The organism is Streptomyces sp. NPDC045998 (assembly GCF_056430285.1).
The window spans coordinates 536,907-552,583 of sequence record NZ_JBWKLJ010000002.1 but is presented as its reverse complement, the minus strand read 5'-3'; the positions used below and the strand labels follow the sequence as shown (position 1 = coordinate 552,583).

The window sequence follows — 15,677 nt, the reverse complement described above, 5'->3', positions numbered from 1 at the left end:
TCGGGTGTCTCGTCGCGTCCGGCTGGGGCCGCCTCGGCTCAGCCGACGGTGACGGTGTAGGTGATGCGCTCGGGCGCCTGGGAGGGGGTGGCCGTCCCCGCGGTCGGGGTGGCGGAGGGTCCGGTCGCCCCGGGGGGCACGCTGGAGGTGTTGCCCTTGCAGGTGGTGAAGGTGCAGTGCAGCAGCGTGAAGTGCGTGGTGCCCTTGCCCTTCGCCTCGAAGGTGAAGGTGAGCCGGCCGCCGCCACCGTCCTCGTCGCCGGAGTCCGACACGTACTCCTGGTCGCTGCTGACGAGCACCGAGCCGTCGGGCAGGGGGTCGACCAGGTACCAGTACTCGCGGGTGGAGACGTTCTCGTGGACGGTGAGCGTGAAGCGCTCACCCGGCTTGGCGCTGATGCTGGTGTCTTCCACCGGGTGGCTCACGGTACGAGGGGAGCCGCCGGGGTCGTCGGCGCCCGGGCCGCAGCCCGTGGCGAGAGCGAGGAGCGCGGCCGCCGCGATCGCGGCACCGCCCCGGCTAGCGCGGAAGGTAGACACTGTACGCGTTGGGGAGATCACTGCTGGAAGCCTTGCCCATGTTGCCGTTGATGAAGTCGTCCTCGCTGACCCAGGTGGTCGTGCCCCAGGGGTTGTACACCTGCAGCATGTCACCCTCGTGGGCGATGATGGTCATGGCGTGGGCGCCCTCCTTGCCCGAGACGTCGACCGGCACCGGCCGCCCCTCGGCCACCGACTTCTCGACCTCGGTGAGGACCGCCCGCCGGTCGGCGGCGCTGTTCAGGTCCTGGCGCTGGTAGTCGGTGCCGGTGGCACTGCCGACGTGGGTGTCGTTGATCCGCTCCTGCCCCTCGGGGCCCATGCCGGTCCACTTCTCGCCGCCTTCGCCCTCGGTGTGCAGGCGGTGCTGTTCGGCCACGAGGCGCTGCCTGAAGGCGACGGGGTCGTCCTGCTGCCCGTCGGGGCCGCCGGTGAGCTGGAGGGCGTACACCGGGTCGACCATGGCGCGGGAGGTGACGGTGGAGGAGGCCACGCAGGTGCCCTCGGAGCCGTCGCCGCCCTGGATCCACCCCTGGCCGTTGAACGTCACCTGTTCCTTGTTGACGTTCGAGCCGTCCGACTCCAGGCCCCTGTCCTTCATGCTGTCCGCGCCGGTGACCACCGGAGAGAGGTGCCGGCGCATCCACTCGGGGTCCTTGCCGTGGATCTTGTCCTGGAACTTCCCGATCTCGGTGACGCTGTGCCCGGCGGCGAGGGCCTTCATCAGGTAGGCCCGTTCCTCCGGGCTGTTCGACTTCGCCAGCATCCGGTCCATGGCCGTCGCGTCGTCCAGGCTCAGCTGGTCCATCCGGGTCGACGCGCGCGCCAGGTCGCTGGGGGTGAGGATCTCGTTGAGCTCGGTGTGGGCGCCCGCGACGCCGGTGTCGGCGAGCATGATCTTGTCGACGGCGGTGAGTTCGCTGGTCCCCATCTTGCCGGCCCGCGCTTCGGCGGCCCACTTGTTCAGCTCGCGGGCCGCGTTGCGGCAGGCCTCCTGCGCCTGGGAGACGGCGGCGCGCATCATGTCGACCGCGTAGGAGCCGAAGTGGGCGGCGTTCAGACGGTCCCACTCCTCCTCGTCGTCCTCGTGCAGGTCGTCGAAGAAGCCGTCCCTGCCGCCGAGCATCTTCTTCTGCTCCAGCAGCTGTCCGCGGCCCTCCTGGTCCTTGCGCTGCGCTTCGTCGATCGCGTCGGCCAGCCTCAGCAGGGTCGTGGCGCAACCGTTGAACGCCTCGCTCATCTGGGTCACGGACCGCCCGGTGGCGTTCACCGCGTCGGAGGCGAGGACGCTCGTGTCACCGACCCACACCTCCGGGAGGCCCTTGCGTCCCACCCGGTCGACCCTGTCGAAGACGGTGCCCACCGGGTCGACCTGGCTGCGGTAGAGCCTCGCCACGCCCTCCAGCAGGGCCCGGTCGCCGCCCGGTTCGGGCACCGAGAGGGCGTTGTCGATCAGGTCGAGGAGCTCGTTCTTGCTTTCGACACCGAGCATCTTCTTGGACAGCCCGGCGAGCCAGTCGAGGCGGAAGGACGGGGAGTCGAAAGGGGAGGAGAAGAAGGACACCGGTCCGCCCCTCAGTAGGTCGAGAGGGCCGAGGAGCGCCGCTCGCCCTGTGTCGATGTGTCGGTGAGGCCGCTCGTGCCGCCGGCGGGGACGCCGTCCACCCGCGTCTGCACCAGGCCGTCGGCGCCGCGGTAGGCCTTCTTGGCCAGCTGCACCTTGGCGCCGAGCTCGTGCAGCGCGGACGCCACCGTCTTGGCCTCGGCTTCCCACGCCTTGACGAAGGCGTTCAGCGCCGACGCGGCGTCTTCGCCGCCGACGTTGCCGTACGAGTAGGTGGTGCGCGGCTTGACGGCCGCGCTGACGGCGTCCATCTCCGTACCGGCGTCGTCGAGTTGCTGGGCCTGGCCGGTCATACCCGCCTTGACCTGGTAGCCGTCAGAGACCACCGTGCCTCCCCCGTGTGCATACGATCATGAGCGCGGGCAGGCTAACACGCACCGTACATACGAACGATTACATGTCGTTCGCCCCACACACCCCCTCCACAACACGCCCACGGCACGCCCGGGAACCGGTCCGGCACGGCCGTCATCGGGGGTGGCGGCCGGATGGGCGACGTCACTGCCGCGAGGGGTCCTCCCACGGGCCGATGCTGCGGGAGCGAACGGGCTCGATGAAGCGGGGCGGGGCGGTGTCGGGGTGGTCGGGGCCCCAGTTGAGCGCCTCTCCGGTCATGACCACGCGCGCGTCGTCGGTGTACCAGTCGACGAGGTCGCTGTCGGAGCGGACGAGCCAGGTGCAACCCTTCTCCGCGTCGGCCGTGAAGTCGCCGTGGCGGATCAGCGGCGGACGCCAGAAGTAGGTGCCGGGCCACATCTTGCCGTAGTTGTACTCGAAGGCGCCGTCCAGGCAGTACGCCTCCTCGCTGCACGGGTGGTGCGCCAGGGGTTCCTCGCGCCAGCCCGGCTTGGCCTTGATGAGGCGGGTGTAGAAGCCGGTCTTCTCGTCGCGGTGCAGGAGCTTGATGTACAGGCCCGGCACGGGGGTGCCGCCGAGGTCGAAGCGCATGGGGCTGCCGTCCCTGACGTCGATCCACGGCATGTCGGAGGTCCGGAGGACGACGAGCCTCTGGTCCTCGCGCACGCCCGGCCGATCGCGGTCGGCGGGGTCGAAGCGCCAGTCGCCGTACTCGCGGAAGAGGAGGATCTCGGTGCCGGCGGCGGCCCGGACCGGGGGCGTGAGGACGCCGGCGGGCGCCGTCCAGTAGCCCTCGGGACCGAGGACCGAGTCGCCGATCGCGACCTCGCCCGCGAGGACGTACCACTCCGTGTCCGCGTGGTGGACGCCGGCGGGCCGCGACCAGTCGGCGGTGAAACGGACCTTGAGGGAGGCCGAGCCGTCCTCCTCGTCGTAGCTGAGGTTGAGCTGTTCGGCGGTGCCCGTCGCGTGCTGGAACTCGGCGGGGTGCCAGATCAGGTCGCGCTCGTCGACGAGCTCCACGTGTGGGCGCATGGGTCCTCCTCCGGTGGCTCACTGAGGTTTCCGATACGGAACGTACCGCTTATCAATAACCGGTGCAATGTGTATCGTTAATCTCATGACGCGACCCGGCCGGCCCGCGGGGCCCACCGACGACACCACGACGGTCGTGCTGACCGCCGCCCTGGAGCTGCTCCTCGCGGAGGGGGCCGCGGCACTTACGCCGCAGCGCCTGCACACCGCGACGGGGGTGTCCCGTTCGACCGTCTACCGGCACTGGCCCACTCCGTACGCCGTGCTGGCGGCGCTCATCGACGTCGCTCCGCTGCCCCCGCGCGAGTCGACGGGCGACCTCGCCGCCGATCTGCACGCCGAGGTGGACCTGCTGTGCAACCGGCTGCGCGACAAGCCCGTCGGGGGGTTCCTGCAAGCGCTGATCGCCGCGGCGTCCCTCGACCCGGCGACGGCCGGGCTGCGGCGCCGGTACGTCGGCGACCTGCTGGCCCCGTTCCACGACGCGCTGCGTGCCGCCGGGGTCGCCCGGCGGGAGCGCGAGGACGCCGTGGCGGCGATCGCGTCGCCGCTGCTGGTGGAGGCCCTGCTCCTCGACCGGCCCACCGGGCGGACCAGGGCGCACCGGACGGTGGACGAGGTGCTCGCGCAGCTGGTGCGCGCGGAAGGGAGGGCGGACCGGTGACCAACGCCGTCGGGCCGCGCGCCGTCTTCGGAGTGGTCGTCCCCAGTACCAACACCGTGGTCGAGCACGACTACTGGACCGCGGGCGTCCGCGGCGTCGCGTACCGCGCCGGGTCGATGCACATCCCCGATCCGGTGATGGGCGACGACCGCGGTTTCCAGGCGCTGCTGGTCCAGATCAGGGCGTCCATCGACACCGCGGTACGGGACGTGCTGACGGCCGAGCCGGACCGGATGGTCATGGGGATGTCGGCCGAGACGTTCTGGGGCGGGGTCGAGGGCAACGCGGCGTTCGAGCGGCGGCTGCGCGACCGTACGGGCCTGCCCGTGACGACGGGGGCGAGTGCGTGCCGGGCGGCCCTGCGGGAGCTGGGTTGCCGCCGGATCGCGGTGTTCTCGCCGTACCAGCCGGTGGCGGACCGGGAGGTGGGCCGGTTCTTCACCGAGGCCGGGTTCGACGTGACCGCCGTGACCGGCCTGCGCTGCCCGACCGCGATGGACATCGCGCGCGTACCGGACGAGCGGCTGCGGCGGGTGGTGGGCGAGCTGGACGGGACGGACGTGGACGCCGTCGTGCAGGTCGGCACCAACCTGTCGTTCGTGGCGCTCGCCGACGCGCTCGAAGCCGAGCTCGGCAAGCCGGTGATCGCCATCAACAGCGCGACGCTGTGGCACGCGCTGCGCGAGCACGGCATCGAGGACCGCGTGGAGGGGGCCGGCTCGCTGCTGCGTGAGCACTGACGTACGCGTCGGGTCAGTCCCGGCGGACGTACCGGCCCGAGGGCTCGCCCACCACGACGCCGTCGCGGTACGCGACGCGGCCGCCGACGATGGTGGTGACCGGCCAGCCGCGCAGCTCCACTCCCTCGAACGGGCAGTGGTCCTGGCCGGACAGCAGGAGCTCCGCCGACACGGTCCGCCGTCGGTCGAGGTCGGCCACGACGATGTCCGCGTCGGCGCCCACCAGCAGGGAGCCCTTGCGGGTCAGGCCGTACGCGCGTGCCGGGTTGGCGGACACCAGCTCGGCCACCCGGTGCAGCGGCAGGCCGCGCCGGTGGTGGCCCTCGGAGAGCAGCACCGGGTACAGCAGTGCCGTGCCGCCGAACCCGGGCAGGGCGGGCCACAGGTCGTCCCCCTTGTGCTCCTCCATGCAGCAGGCGTGGTCGGAGGCGATCCAGTCGACGTCACCGTCGAGCACCCCGGCCCACAGGGCGTCGTTGTCGTGGCGCGTGCGCAGGGGCGGGTTGACCTTGGCGCCGAGCCCGGCGCCCGCCGCGTCGAGCGAGGCGTGGTCCAGGCACAGGTGGTGGAGGGTGACCTCGGTGCGTATGTCGAGGCCCGGGTGGGCGCGCCGGGCGGTGCGTGCCGCGTCCAGCGCGTCGGCGCCGGAGAGGTGGAGCAGGTTGACCGGGCAGCCGGCGGCGTGGGCCAGGGTCACGGCCTCGCCGATGGCGACGCGTTCGGTGAGCGGCGGGCGGCCCTCGTGGTAGGCGGCGAGGGTCTGCGGGTCGCCGTTCTTGCGTACGCGGTCGATGAACAGCCGCATCAGCTCGGACTGTTCGCAGTGGAGGGAGAGGGAGACGCGGCCGCCCGGGCGGCCCGGGGCGGCGGCCGCCGCGACGCCTTCCATCAGCTCGAAGAGGTGCCCGAGGTCGTACTCCTGGCCGTCGTCGGCCATCCGGAACGCCTGGGCGTCGCGGGAGCTGGAGGCGAGGTTGAAGCCCTTGTAGAACATGTAGTACTTGAACGAGGTCACGCCGTGCTCGGCGATGAGGCGCGGGATCTCGCCGATCTGACCGGTGGTCATCGGGGCGAGGTGGAAGCCGTAGTCGGTGAACGCCCGGCCGGCCACGGCCCGCAGGACCTCGGGGAAGATGTCCTCGTAGCTCCCGGCGCGGTTGAGGTAGTGCTCTCCGGTGCGGAAGTACGACAGCACGGTGGTGGCGCCGCCGACCAGTGAGGACCGGGTCTCCTCGTACGCGTCCAGCGCCAGGTCGCGGTAGATGCCCAGGTGGTAGTGGGCGTCGACGGCCCCCGGCAGGACGACGCGGCCGGTGGCGTCGAGGACTTCGTCGGCGTCGGCGGTGGGCAGGTCGTGCCCCAGGGCGGCGACGCGGCCGTCCTTGACGGCGAGGTCGGCGCGCACCTCGCCGACGTAGGGCTGGATGAGCGTGCCGTTCGTGATGAGCAGGTCGTAGCGCGTCATGGCTCGGGGCCGCGGAGAGCAGCCCCCACCCCCTTCGATGCCGAAGACGAATTCCGGAGTCGGATGACGGAGTCGGATACCGGTGTCGGATACCGGTGTCGGATGACGGAGTCGGATGCCGGAGTCGGATACCGGTGTCGGCCGGGAAGCCCCAAGCCTCCCCGCCTGTTTCGGTGAACGGAACAGCGTTCCCCTGTCGGGCCGTGACGGCACATGCTAACTTCGGCATTCCCGTTCCACAATGAGGAACAGGATTTCCCTCACGGCACCGGGAGGTGAAAGCCCATGTCCGACGGCCCCTTGTGTGGCGTCTCGGTCCTCGACTGCGCGACGCTCTTCGCCGGGCCCCTGGCCGCGACGATCCTGGGCGACTTCGGCGCGGACGTCGTCAAGGTCGAGCACCCGCGCAAGCACGATCCCGCGCGGACGCACGGCCCCGCGAAGGACGGCGTCGGCCTGTGGTGGAAGTCGCTGGCCCGCAACAAGCACACAGTCACCATCGACCTCGGCACACCGTCGGGCGCGGCCCTGCTGCGCCGGCTGGCCGCGCGGGCGGACGTCCTGATCGAGAACTTCCGCCCCGGCACGCTCGAACGGTGGGGCCTCGGGCCGGACGTCCTGCACGAGGCGAACCCCCGGCTCATCGTCGCCCGGGTGACCGGCTTCGGCCAGTTCGGGCCGTACGCCGGGCGCCCCGGGTTCGGCACCCTCGCCGAGTCGATGAGCGGCTTCGCCGCCGTCACCGGCGAACCCGACGGGCCTCCGACCCTGCCGCCCTTCGGCCTCGCCGACGGCGTCGCCGCGCTCACCCTCGCCGGGGCCGTACAGACGGCGCTGTACCACCGCGATGTGCGCGGCGGTCCGGGCCAGGTCATCGACCTGGCCATCATCGAGCCGCTGCTGACGCTGCTCGGGCCGCAGCCGATGGCGTACGACCAGCTGGGCGTCGTGCCGCGGCGCACGGGCAACCGGTCGGTGAACAACGCCCCGCGCAACACCTACCGCACGCGCGACGGCAGGTGGGTGGCGGTCAGCACCTCCGCGCAGTCGGTCGCCGAGCGCGTGCTGGCCCTGGTCGGCCATCCGGAGGTGACCACCGAGCCGTGGTTCGCCACCGGTTCGGGCCGTGCCGCGCACGCCGACCTCCTCGACCGGTACGTGGGCGACTGGATCGCGGCCCGGGACCTCGCGGACGTCCTCGACGCGTTCGGCGAGGCGCAGGCCGCCGTGGCGCCCGTGTACGACATCCGCGACGTCTTCGCCGACCCGCAGTACCGGGCGCTGGACTCGCTCACCACCGTCGAGGACGAAGACCTGGGGCCGGTGCGGATGCAGAACGTCCTGTTCCGCCTGTCCCACTCCCCCGGCTCCATCCGCTGGACCGGGCGCCGCCCCGGGGCCGACAACGACGCGGTCTTCGCCGGCCGGCTGGGCCTCGGCGCCGACGAGCTCGCCGCCCTGCGTGAGGAAGGTGCCATTTGACCACCCCGACGAGCCGCCTGTGGGAACGCACCGCCCGGGCCGAGGTGTTCGACCTCGCCCAGCCCATGCGCCGCGGCATGCCCCAGTCCCCCAACCACCCGCCGTACCGGATGCTCCTGGAGCGCCGGCACGGCGACATGGTGCGGGCGGACGGCGGTTCGGCGGCCAACGAGCTCATCGTCACGGGCGGGCATGTGGGCACCCACGTCGACGCGCTCGCCCATGTCTCCCACGAGGGGCGGCTGCACGGCGGGAAGCGGGCGGGGGACGTGCAGAGCCACGAGGGCTTCGGCGCGCTGGGCATCGAGGAGTTCTCCCCGTACGTCGGCCGCGGCGTCCTCCTCGACGTCGCGCGGCTGCACGGCGTGCCGGTGCTCCCCGCCGGACACGAGGTGACGGCCGGCGAACTCGCCGCCGCCGAACGCCGCCAGGGTGCGGCCGTCCGCCCGGGTGACGCCGTGCTCGTCGGCACCGGCTGGTCACGGCTCTGGCACGACGCCGACACCTTCACTGGCACGACCGGCGGTGCTCCCGGGCCGGGGCCCGGAGCCGCGCGCTGGCTGGCCGAGCGGGGCGTCCGGCTGGTCGGCGGCGAGACCATCGCGTTCGAGCACATCGCGCCCGGCAAGGGCCACGCCACCCTCCCGGTCCACCGGATCCTGCTGGTGGAGGCGGGCATCCACATCGTGGAGACCATGCGCCTGTACGAACTGGCCGACGCGGGCGCCGGCGAGTTCCTCCTCGTGCTGGCCCCGCTCCCGCTGGTCGGCGCCACCGGCGCGCCGGCCCGTCCGCTGGCGGTGGTGGAGCGTGGCTGACGCGACCGGCACCCCGGCCGTGCCGTACGCCCACCGGCTCGCCGCCTTCGCCACCGCGGCCCGGGACGAGCCGCTGCCGCCCGCCGTCACGGCTGATGTCGTGGGCCGGATCCTCGACACCGTCGGCAACTGCCTCGCCGCGCTGGAAGGGGGCGAGGGGTCCGAAGCGCAGGCCGCCGTGGGGCGCATGGCGCGGCGGGCCGGCGGCGTACCCGAGGCCTCGGTGATCGGCTCGGCGGAGCGGCTGCCCGCCGACCGGGCCGCTCTGCTCACCGGCACGCTCGCCCACGCGCTCGACTTCGACGACACGCACCTGCCGTCGGTGCTGCACCCCTCGGCGTCCGTGGTGCCCGCCGCCCTCGCCGCGGGCGAGGCGGCGGGCGCGTCGGGCCGCGAGCTGATCGCGGCCGTGGCCGCCGGCGGCGAGGTCTGCGTACGCCTCGGGCTCGCCTCGTACGACGCGGCCCTGCGCAACTCGGTGTTCTTCGAGAAGGGCCTGCACGCCACGTCGATCTGCGGGACCGTGGGCGCCGCCGTCGCCGCCGGGCTGCTCTACGGCCTCGGCGGCGACCGGCTCGCCGACGCCCTCGGCATCGCGTGCTCCCTCGGCGGGGGGATCGTCGAGGCGAACCGCACGGGCGGGACCGTCAAGCGCGTCCACTGCGGATGGGCGGCGCACGCCGGTGTCAGCGCCGCGCAGCTGGCCGCCGAGGGGATCACCGGGCCGCCCACCGTACTGGAGGGGCGCTTCGGGTTCTTCCGCGCCTATCTGGACGACGCCTGGCACGCGGGACCCTTCCTCGCGGGCCTGGACCGGATGGACCTGGACGGTGCGTGGGAGCTGCCGCGGACCGTGTTCAAGCCGTATCCCTCGAACCACTTCACCCACCCGGGGATCGACTGCGCGCTGGCCCTGCGTGCCGCCGGGCTGGACCCGGACGCTGTGGAGTCCGCCGAACTCGGGGTCGCCGCCGCGCCGTTGCGGACCATCGGCGAGCCGCGCGCGCTCAAGGTCCGGCCCACGATGCCGTACCACGCGAAGTTCTCCGGCCCGTACACCGTCGCCTCCGCACTGATCGGGGGCGGTGGGCTCGGCCTGCACCTCGACGACTTCTCGCCGGAGGCGTTCGGGGACCAGCGGCGCCTGGCGCTGGCGGAGAAGGTGGGCGTGGTCGTGGACGAGCGGTGCGACGAGGAGTTCCCCCGGTCCTTCGGCGCGGTGCTACGGGTACGGACGTACGACGGCCGGCGCTGGGAACACCGGGTGCGCTCCTCGCGCGGCGGGCCGGGGAACCCGCTCACGCTGGACGAGCTCGAGACGAAGTACCGGCTCAACGCGGCACGCGTGCTGCCGGAGGAGGAGGCCACGGCGCTGGCCGCCCGGATACGGGCGCTGCCCGGCCGCGGCGACCTGCGCGGGCTGCTGCCCACGCGGGGCGGGCGGACCGGGTAGGAGGCGCCGTCATGCGGTTCCGCCCGCCGCGAGGACGCGGCGGGCACCGCGTACGACCGCCTCGTCGACCATCCGGCCGTCGTCGGTCAGCACCGCCTGCCCGGCGCGTACGGCCTCCTCGTACCGGTCGACCAGCCGCCTGGCCCGCTCCACCTCGGCGGGCGTGGGCGTGAACACGTCGTGGACGACGGGAAGTTGGGCCGGGTGGATGCAGGCGCGGGACCGGTAGCCGAGTCGTCGCAGCGCTTGCGTGGAGCGCCGCAGGGCGTCCGCGTCGCGGTAGTCGGTGAAGACCGGACCGACGGGTGGGCGGATACCGGCGGCGGCGGACGCCAGCAGGACGTGGGTGCGCAGGGCCAGCAGTTCGCGCTCGTCCTCCCCCGGTTCCATGCCGAGCTCGGCGCACAGGTCTGCCTCACCCATCTGGAGTTGTACGACGCGTGGCGAGGCGGCGGCGATGGCGGGTGCCGCCAGCACCGCCGCGGCGTCCTCCAGGAGCGGCGACACCGCGATCCGGCCCGCGGCGACGCCCGCCTCGCGCTCGCGTTCCGTGAGGACGGCGTCCAGCGCGCGGACGTCGTCGGGCCCGGCGCACTTGGCCATGATCACGCCGTCCAGGGCCGGGGCCGCGACCGTCCGGGCGTCGGCGTGACCGGCCTCGCCGGGGTTGATCCGCACCCAGAGGGAGCACGGCCCGCCGGGTCGCTGCGCGGCGGCCCAGCGGGCGGCCTGGTCGCGGGCGGATTCCTTCGCGGACACCGGTACGGCGTCTTCGAGGTCGACGATGACGGCGTCGGCGCCCCGGGTGAGGGCCTTGCCCAGCAGCGCGGGCCGGTCGCCGGGCACGTACAGCCAAGAGCGCGGGGTCACGGTCACTCCATCCGTCCTCGGGCGCGGTCGCCCCTCGGCGACGCACGCCGACGCACACCGCGGCGGAAGCCGGGCGGGGGTGGGGAACGAGCGGCGGCAACCGTAGCGGCGCCCGATTCCGGAGGTCAAGGCAGGCTTCTCTGTTGGTGTTTCGCATGCAGATCCAGCGTTTCCCGTTCCAACCCTTGACAGCGAGACCCGGCACGGGCTGTATAGGGGGCCTGATAGGCAACAGCGTTTCCCTGTTGGAAACGATTGTCCGTCCCTTTCCTCCTGCTCCGGAAGGAGCACCCCATGACCGCCGAGCCACGCCGGCCCCGCGTCGTGGACGCGTTCACCGGTGCCGCCGCCGGACTCGTACCCGGCTCCCTGCTGGTGGGCGCTCCGCTGCTCGGCGGTGTCGTCGGGATGCCGGGCACCGCCCTCCGTTACGTGCTGCTCTCGGCGGGACTGCTGAGCGGCCTCACGGCGGTTGCGGCCGCCCGGCGGCGCCGGCGGGCGGGGTCCCTCTCGGCCGCGGTCGCCGCCCGGTACGCCGCGGTGGCCTGCCTGCTGACGGCTGTCGCGGGGGTGTGGCCGTCGGCGGCGGTGTTCTGTACGGCGGTGGCGGCCGCGGCCGTCCTCGGGGTCCCCGCGCTGTCCCGGCAGCCCGGTACGACGCCGTGGTACGCGGGCGTCCTGGCCGGCTTCGGCGCGGCGGGGGCGGTGACCGGAGTGCTCGCGGACCGGCCCGGCACGGCGCTCGCCGCGTGTGGCTGCGCCGGGGCCGTCCTGCTGATTCCGGCGGCGGCCGGCGGCGGGACGGCCCCTGCCGGGGGTGCGGCGCCCGCACGGCGGGGCGCGTGGGCGGCGGTCGGGGCGGGCACGGCGGCCGCCCTGTCGGCCGCACAGGACTTCTCCGTCTTCCGGTTCGAGCTTCTGGGCGGATCGCTCGCCCTGTTCACGGCCGGCGCGGCGGGCGTGGCCGTGGGCTTCTTCGCGACCGGGGCACTGGTCAGCCCCAGGTGGCGCGGCCTTCCCGCCGCGAGGCCGCCCCTGCTCCTGCTCGCCCTGGGCGCGGCGGTGACCGCCTGCGCGGTGGCGGCGAGTGCCTGGCAGCTCACCCTCGCGCTCGCGGGCGTCCTCGCGGTGGCGGCCGGGTGCGCCCGCCTGCTGCCCGGCCGGTACGCCGCGTGGGGGCTGTGCGGGGCCGTTGCCGGTGCGGGGCTCTGGGAGGCGGCGGGGCGGCTGGTCACGGCCGCCGACGCTCTGGTGGTGGTCGCTCTGTGGCCGGTGGGCGCGGCCGTGGCGTACGCGCCGCACGCGCCCGCCCGGCGCGTACGGCAGGACAGGAAGGCATCCTCATGACACGATCCGCGTCGGCCCGGTCCGGTTCGTCCGGACGGGCCTCGGCCGTCGCGGCGGTGTGCGCGGCCCTCTGCCTGTGCGGCGGCGTCGGCGGCGCCACGAGCGCCGCGGCGGCGGACGGACCGGCGACGGCGAAGGTGTCCGCGGCCGTCGGGCTGACCGACGGTCAGGAGGTCACCGTCACCGGTCGGGGCTTCCGGCCGGGTCTCCCCTCCGTCGCGGTCGGTCTCTGCCGGGAGGGTTACACCGGCATCGGCGACTGCGACCTGGGCGGCGGCGCCACGCTGGTCAACATCGACGGCTCCGGGCGGCTGCCCACGGTCAGACTCACCGTCCGGGCCAGGTTCCTCGGCGTCGACTGCCGGACCACCGCCTGCGTGGTGGGCGTCTCCCCGCTGCCGTCCGCGGCCCCCGCCGCCGTGCGTGCCGCCAACACCGTCGACATCCCCGTGGGTTTCCGCGGCGGCGCCGTACCGGGCGAGCCTTCGGGCACCGGCAGCGCCGCCACCGGCCCCGGCTCCTCCTCCGCGCCGGACGGGCGCTGGGGCGGGCGCTGGGGCGGGCCGTCCACCGCCCTGTGGGCCGCTTCCACCGGCGTGACCGTGCTGTGCGCCGTCTCGTCCCTTGTCCTCTCACGACGTGGTCGATCCCGTTTCCCTCACACCGATACCGGAGGTACACCATGACGTCCCTGCGTCCGTCCCGTCGCACCGCCGCCCTCGCGGCGGGAGCGGCCCTCGCGGTCACGGCGCTCGCCGCCCCGGCCGCGGCGGCGCCCTCGCTGACCGTGAGCAAGTCCACCGGCCTGGCACCCGGTGACAAGGTCACCGTCTCCGCGAAGGGGCTCAGCCCCAACCAGCCGTTCGTTCCGATCGGGCTCTGCACGCCGAACCCGGCCAAGCCGACGGACTGCGACACCGCACCGGAGTCCTCGGTCATCGGGAGGACCGACGCGTCCGGTGTCTGGCACAGCGCGTCCTCCAACGGCACCACCGCGCGGATCACCGTCAAGGGGAAGGTGGGTGGGGTCGACTGCACCGCGAAGGCGGGTGCCTGCGTCATCGCCGTCTCCATCACGGCGACCAGGGAACTGGCACAGGTGCCGCTGACGGTCGGCGCGGGCGGCGGCACGGGCGGCACCGGTGGCGGTACGGGTGGCACGGGCGGCGGTGGCGCTCCCTCCCCCGGTGCTCCCCGGCCGTCGAGCAGCGCCACCACGCCCAGCCTCCCGAAGACCGGTCCCGGCGACACGGTCCCCGTGGCGCTGATCGGCGGCGCCTTGGTCGTGCTCGGCGCCGGGGGGATGTTCGTGGCGCGCCGGCGACAGGCCGCCCGGCACTGAGACCGTGCGTGCCGGGCACCGGTTCGGTGAACCGGTGCCCGGCACCCATCCCGTCTTCGGCTGTCCGCGTGTCCGCTACCCGCCGCCGCCGAGTGCGGCGCAGGCTTCGCCGAGGCTCACGACGTCGGCGTACTTGGCATCGAGGTCGAAGAGGTTCGCCTCGTGCGGTGCGGCATCGCGGTCGGCCACGGCTTCGCGTACGACGAGGGGCCGGAAGCCGTGCTGGAGGGCGTCGAGGGCGCTGGCGCGGACGCAACCGCTGGTGGAGAAGCCGCCGATGACGACGGTGTCCACGCCGTACGACGTCAGCCGGTCGTGCAGGCCGGTGCGGAAGAAGGCGCTCGGGTAGTGCTTGTACACCGTGTCGTCCCCGGGGGCGGGCGGGCACACCGCGGTGAAGCGGCCGTGCGGGCTGTCCGCGCGGAACGCGTCGAGGCCCGGGACCTTGCGGTGGAAGTGCGGTACGTGGAGGGCCGGTTCGCGGGCGTAGCGCACGGCGGTGAACACCACCGGCAGGCCGGCCCGGCGGGCGGCGCGGGCCAGGCGTGCCATGGCGGCGAGGGCGTCGGCCGCCGTCCGCAGGAAGAGCGGGGAGTCGGGGTCGGCGTAGGCCCGTACCGGATCGACCAGCAGGACGGCCGGCCGCCGCCCCCAGCCGACGCGGCGGCCGAATCCGGCGGCCCGGTAGTCCTCGTCCAGGCCGTCGGACGCGGCGGACACGTCAGATCACCCCTTCCGCGGCCAGTTCGTCGCGCCGCTCGTCGGTGAGGCCGAGCAGCTTTCCGTAGATCTCGTCGTTGTGCTCGCCGAGGGCCGGGCCGGCCCAGCGGACGGCTCCCGGGGTTTCCGAGAGGCGGGGGACGACGTTCTGCATGGGGATCTCGCCGAAGTCCGGGTGCGGTAGGCGCACGATGGCCCGGCGGGCGGCGAAGTGCGGGTCGGCGAGCATGTCGGCGGCGGTGTAGGTCTTGCCGGCCGGGACCCCGGCCGCGTGCAGGGCCGCGAGCAGGTCCTCGGAGTGCTGCCGCGCGGTCCACTCGGTGATGAGGTCGTCCAGTGCGCGCTGGTGCGCCCCGCGCGCCGTGTGGGTGGCGTAGTGGGGGCTGTCGCTGAGGTCTTCGCGGCCCATCACCTCGGCCAGGCGCCGGAAGACGGTGTCCTGGTTGGCGGCGATGAGGACGGTGGCGCCGTCGGCGGTCGGATAGGCGTTGCTGGGGGCGACGTTGGGGAGGACGGCGCCGGTGCGTTCGCGCTGGTAGCCGCCGATCTCCCACTCGGGGAGCAGCGACTCCATGTAGGCGAGGACGGCTTCGTACAGCGCGGAGTCGACGACCTGCCCCCTGCCCGTGCGCTCCCGGGCGTGCAGCGCCATGACGGCTCCGTACGCGGCCATCGTGCCGGCGAGCGCGTCGCCGAGGGAGACGCCGGTCCGGGACGGGGGCCGGTCGGGCTCGCCGGTGATGTGCCGGATGCCGCCCATGGCTTCGCCGATCGAGCCGAAGCCGGCACGGGGCGCGTACGGTCCGCTCTGCCCGTACCCGGTGACGCGGACGAGGACGAGGCGGGGGTTGAGGGCGGCGAGCTCGGCGTAGCCGAGGCCCCAGCGTTCCAGGGTGCCGGGGCGGAAGTTCTCGACCAGGACGTCGGCGCGCGCGGCGAGTTCGCGGGCGAGGGCCTGCCCCTCGGGGTGGCGCAGGTTGCAGGTGACCGACTTCTTGTTGCGGGCGACGACGGGCCACCACAGCGATTTCCCGTAGGGGCGTTCACGCCCCCACTGGCGCATGGGGTCGCCTCGGCCGGGGTCTTCGAGCTTGATGACCTCGGCGCCGTGGTCGCCGAGGAGTTGGCCGCAGAAAGGGCCGGCGAGCAGGGTGCCGGTCTCCAGGACACGGATGTCGGACAGAGGTCCAGTCATGGCCGCGAGTGTAGTTTTGGGAAACG

The 15,677-nt window shown here is 73.7% G+C and carries 16 protein-coding genes; 8 read left to right on the top strand and 8 right to left on the bottom strand.

Going from position 1 to position 15,677, the window contains the following annotated elements; genetic code table 11:
* Positions 1–38: 38 nt before the first annotated feature.
* The 4 genes from AC07FJ_RS07435 to AC07FJ_RS07420 all read right to left on the bottom strand — a co-directional run bounded on the left by AC07FJ_RS07435 (position 39) and on the right by AC07FJ_RS07420 (position 3,555).
* Positions 39–413 (bottom strand): protease inhibitor I42 family protein, encoded by a 375-nt coding sequence (locus AC07FJ_RS07435; protein WP_479046303.1) that lies wholly within the window; start codon positions 411–413, stop codon positions 39–41.
* A gap of 106 nt (positions 414–519) precedes the next feature.
* The gene (locus AC07FJ_RS07430; protein WP_479046301.1) at positions 520–2,103 is read right to left on the bottom strand and encodes a peptidoglycan-binding protein; all 1,584 of its coding nucleotides are present in this window, start codon (positions 2,101–2,103) and stop codon (positions 520–522) included.
* An 11-nt stretch (positions 2,104–2,114) separates the two neighbouring features.
* On the bottom strand, positions 2,115–2,489 hold the full coding sequence (locus AC07FJ_RS07425; protein ID WP_479046298.1) for a hypothetical protein: 375 nt from the start codon (positions 2,487–2,489) through the stop codon (positions 2,115–2,117).
* Between the two features lie 172 nt (positions 2,490–2,661).
* A complete protein-coding gene (locus AC07FJ_RS07420; protein ID WP_479046295.1) occupies positions 2,662–3,555 on the bottom strand; it encodes a DUF4437 domain-containing protein in 894 nt (297 codons plus the stop codon).
* An 85-nt stretch (positions 3,556–3,640) separates the two neighbouring features.
* Between AC07FJ_RS07420 and AC07FJ_RS07415 the strand changes: the two genes are divergently transcribed.
* Complete coding sequence (locus AC07FJ_RS07415; RefSeq protein ID WP_479046293.1) at positions 3,641–4,219, top strand: TetR-like C-terminal domain-containing protein; 579 nt, start codon at positions 3,641–3,643, stop codon at positions 4,217–4,219.
* Entirely contained in the window at positions 4,216–4,959 is a 744-nt protein-coding gene (locus AC07FJ_RS07410) for a maleate cis-trans isomerase family protein (protein WP_479046291.1), read from the top strand. The genes AC07FJ_RS07415 and AC07FJ_RS07410 overlap by 4 nt, the downstream gene beginning before the upstream one ends.
* Before the next feature lie 13 nt (positions 4,960–4,972).
* Here the strand turns inward: AC07FJ_RS07410 and AC07FJ_RS07405 are convergent, their stop codons facing one another.
* Complete coding sequence (locus tag AC07FJ_RS07405; protein ID WP_479046289.1) at positions 4,973–6,424, bottom strand: dihydroorotase; 1,452 nt, start codon at positions 6,422–6,424, stop codon at positions 4,973–4,975.
* A gap of 285 nt (positions 6,425–6,709) precedes the next feature.
* Here AC07FJ_RS07405 and AC07FJ_RS07400 point away from each other — a divergent pair, with 285 nt between their 5' ends.
* Genes AC07FJ_RS07400 through AC07FJ_RS07390 form a run of 3 tightly spaced genes read left to right on the top strand, consistent with a single transcriptional unit; the run spans position 6,710 to position 10,177 of the window.
* Positions 6,710–7,906: a CaiB/BaiF CoA transferase family protein gene (locus tag AC07FJ_RS07400; protein WP_479046286.1), complete on the top strand. Its 1,197-nt coding sequence runs from the start codon at positions 6,710–6,712 to the stop codon at positions 7,904–7,906.
* Positions 7,903–8,724: a cyclase family protein gene (locus AC07FJ_RS07395; RefSeq protein ID WP_479046284.1), complete on the top strand. Its 822-nt coding sequence runs from the start codon at positions 7,903–7,905 to the stop codon at positions 8,722–8,724. The genes AC07FJ_RS07400 and AC07FJ_RS07395 overlap by 4 nt, the downstream gene beginning before the upstream one ends.
* Positions 8,717–10,177 carry an MmgE/PrpD family protein gene (locus tag AC07FJ_RS07390; protein ID WP_479046281.1) on the top strand — a complete coding sequence of 487 codons (1,461 nt, stop codon included), beginning with the start codon at positions 8,717–8,719 and terminating at the stop codon, positions 10,175–10,177. Before AC07FJ_RS07395 ends, AC07FJ_RS07390 begins: the two co-directional genes overlap by 8 nt.
* Positions 10,178–10,186: 9 nt before the next feature.
* Here AC07FJ_RS07390 and AC07FJ_RS07385 read toward each other — a convergent pair whose 3' ends face one another.
* Positions 10,187–11,047, bottom strand: a complete 861-nt coding sequence (locus AC07FJ_RS07385; RefSeq protein ID WP_479046278.1) for an HpcH/HpaI aldolase/citrate lyase family protein — start codon at positions 11,045–11,047, stop codon at positions 10,187–10,189.
* A 294-nt stretch (positions 11,048–11,341) separates the two neighbouring features.
* Here AC07FJ_RS07385 and AC07FJ_RS07380 point away from each other — a divergent pair, with 294 nt between their 5' ends.
* From AC07FJ_RS07380 to AC07FJ_RS07370, 3 genes are read left to right on the top strand one after another with little or no spacing between them, the layout of a single operon-like run.
* The gene (locus AC07FJ_RS07380) at positions 11,342–12,394 is read left to right on the top strand and encodes a hypothetical protein (protein ID WP_479046275.1); all 1,053 of its coding nucleotides are present in this window, start codon (positions 11,342–11,344) and stop codon (positions 12,392–12,394) included.
* A complete protein-coding gene (locus AC07FJ_RS07375) occupies positions 12,391–13,080 on the top strand; it encodes a neocarzinostatin apoprotein domain-containing protein (RefSeq protein ID WP_479046272.1) in 690 nt (229 codons plus the stop codon). The genes AC07FJ_RS07380 and AC07FJ_RS07375 overlap by 4 nt, the downstream gene beginning before the upstream one ends.
* Positions 13,077–13,736 (top strand): neocarzinostatin apoprotein domain-containing protein, encoded by a 660-nt coding sequence (locus tag AC07FJ_RS07370; protein ID WP_479046269.1) that lies wholly within the window; start codon positions 13,077–13,079, stop codon positions 13,734–13,736. Before AC07FJ_RS07375 ends, AC07FJ_RS07370 begins: the two co-directional genes overlap by 4 nt.
* Positions 13,737–13,811: 75 nt before the next feature.
* Here AC07FJ_RS07370 and AC07FJ_RS07365 read toward each other — a convergent pair whose 3' ends face one another.
* Together AC07FJ_RS07365 and AC07FJ_RS07360 are read right to left on the bottom strand one after the other, a co-directional pair.
* A complete protein-coding gene (locus AC07FJ_RS07365; protein ID WP_479046266.1) occupies positions 13,812–14,456 on the bottom strand; it encodes an isochorismatase family protein in 645 nt (214 codons plus the stop codon).
* Position 14,457: 1 nt separating this feature from the next.
* Positions 14,458–15,651 (bottom strand): CaiB/BaiF CoA transferase family protein, encoded by a 1,194-nt coding sequence (locus AC07FJ_RS07360; protein ID WP_479046263.1) that lies wholly within the window; start codon positions 15,649–15,651, stop codon positions 14,458–14,460.
* Positions 15,652–15,677: the final 26 nt, after the last annotated feature.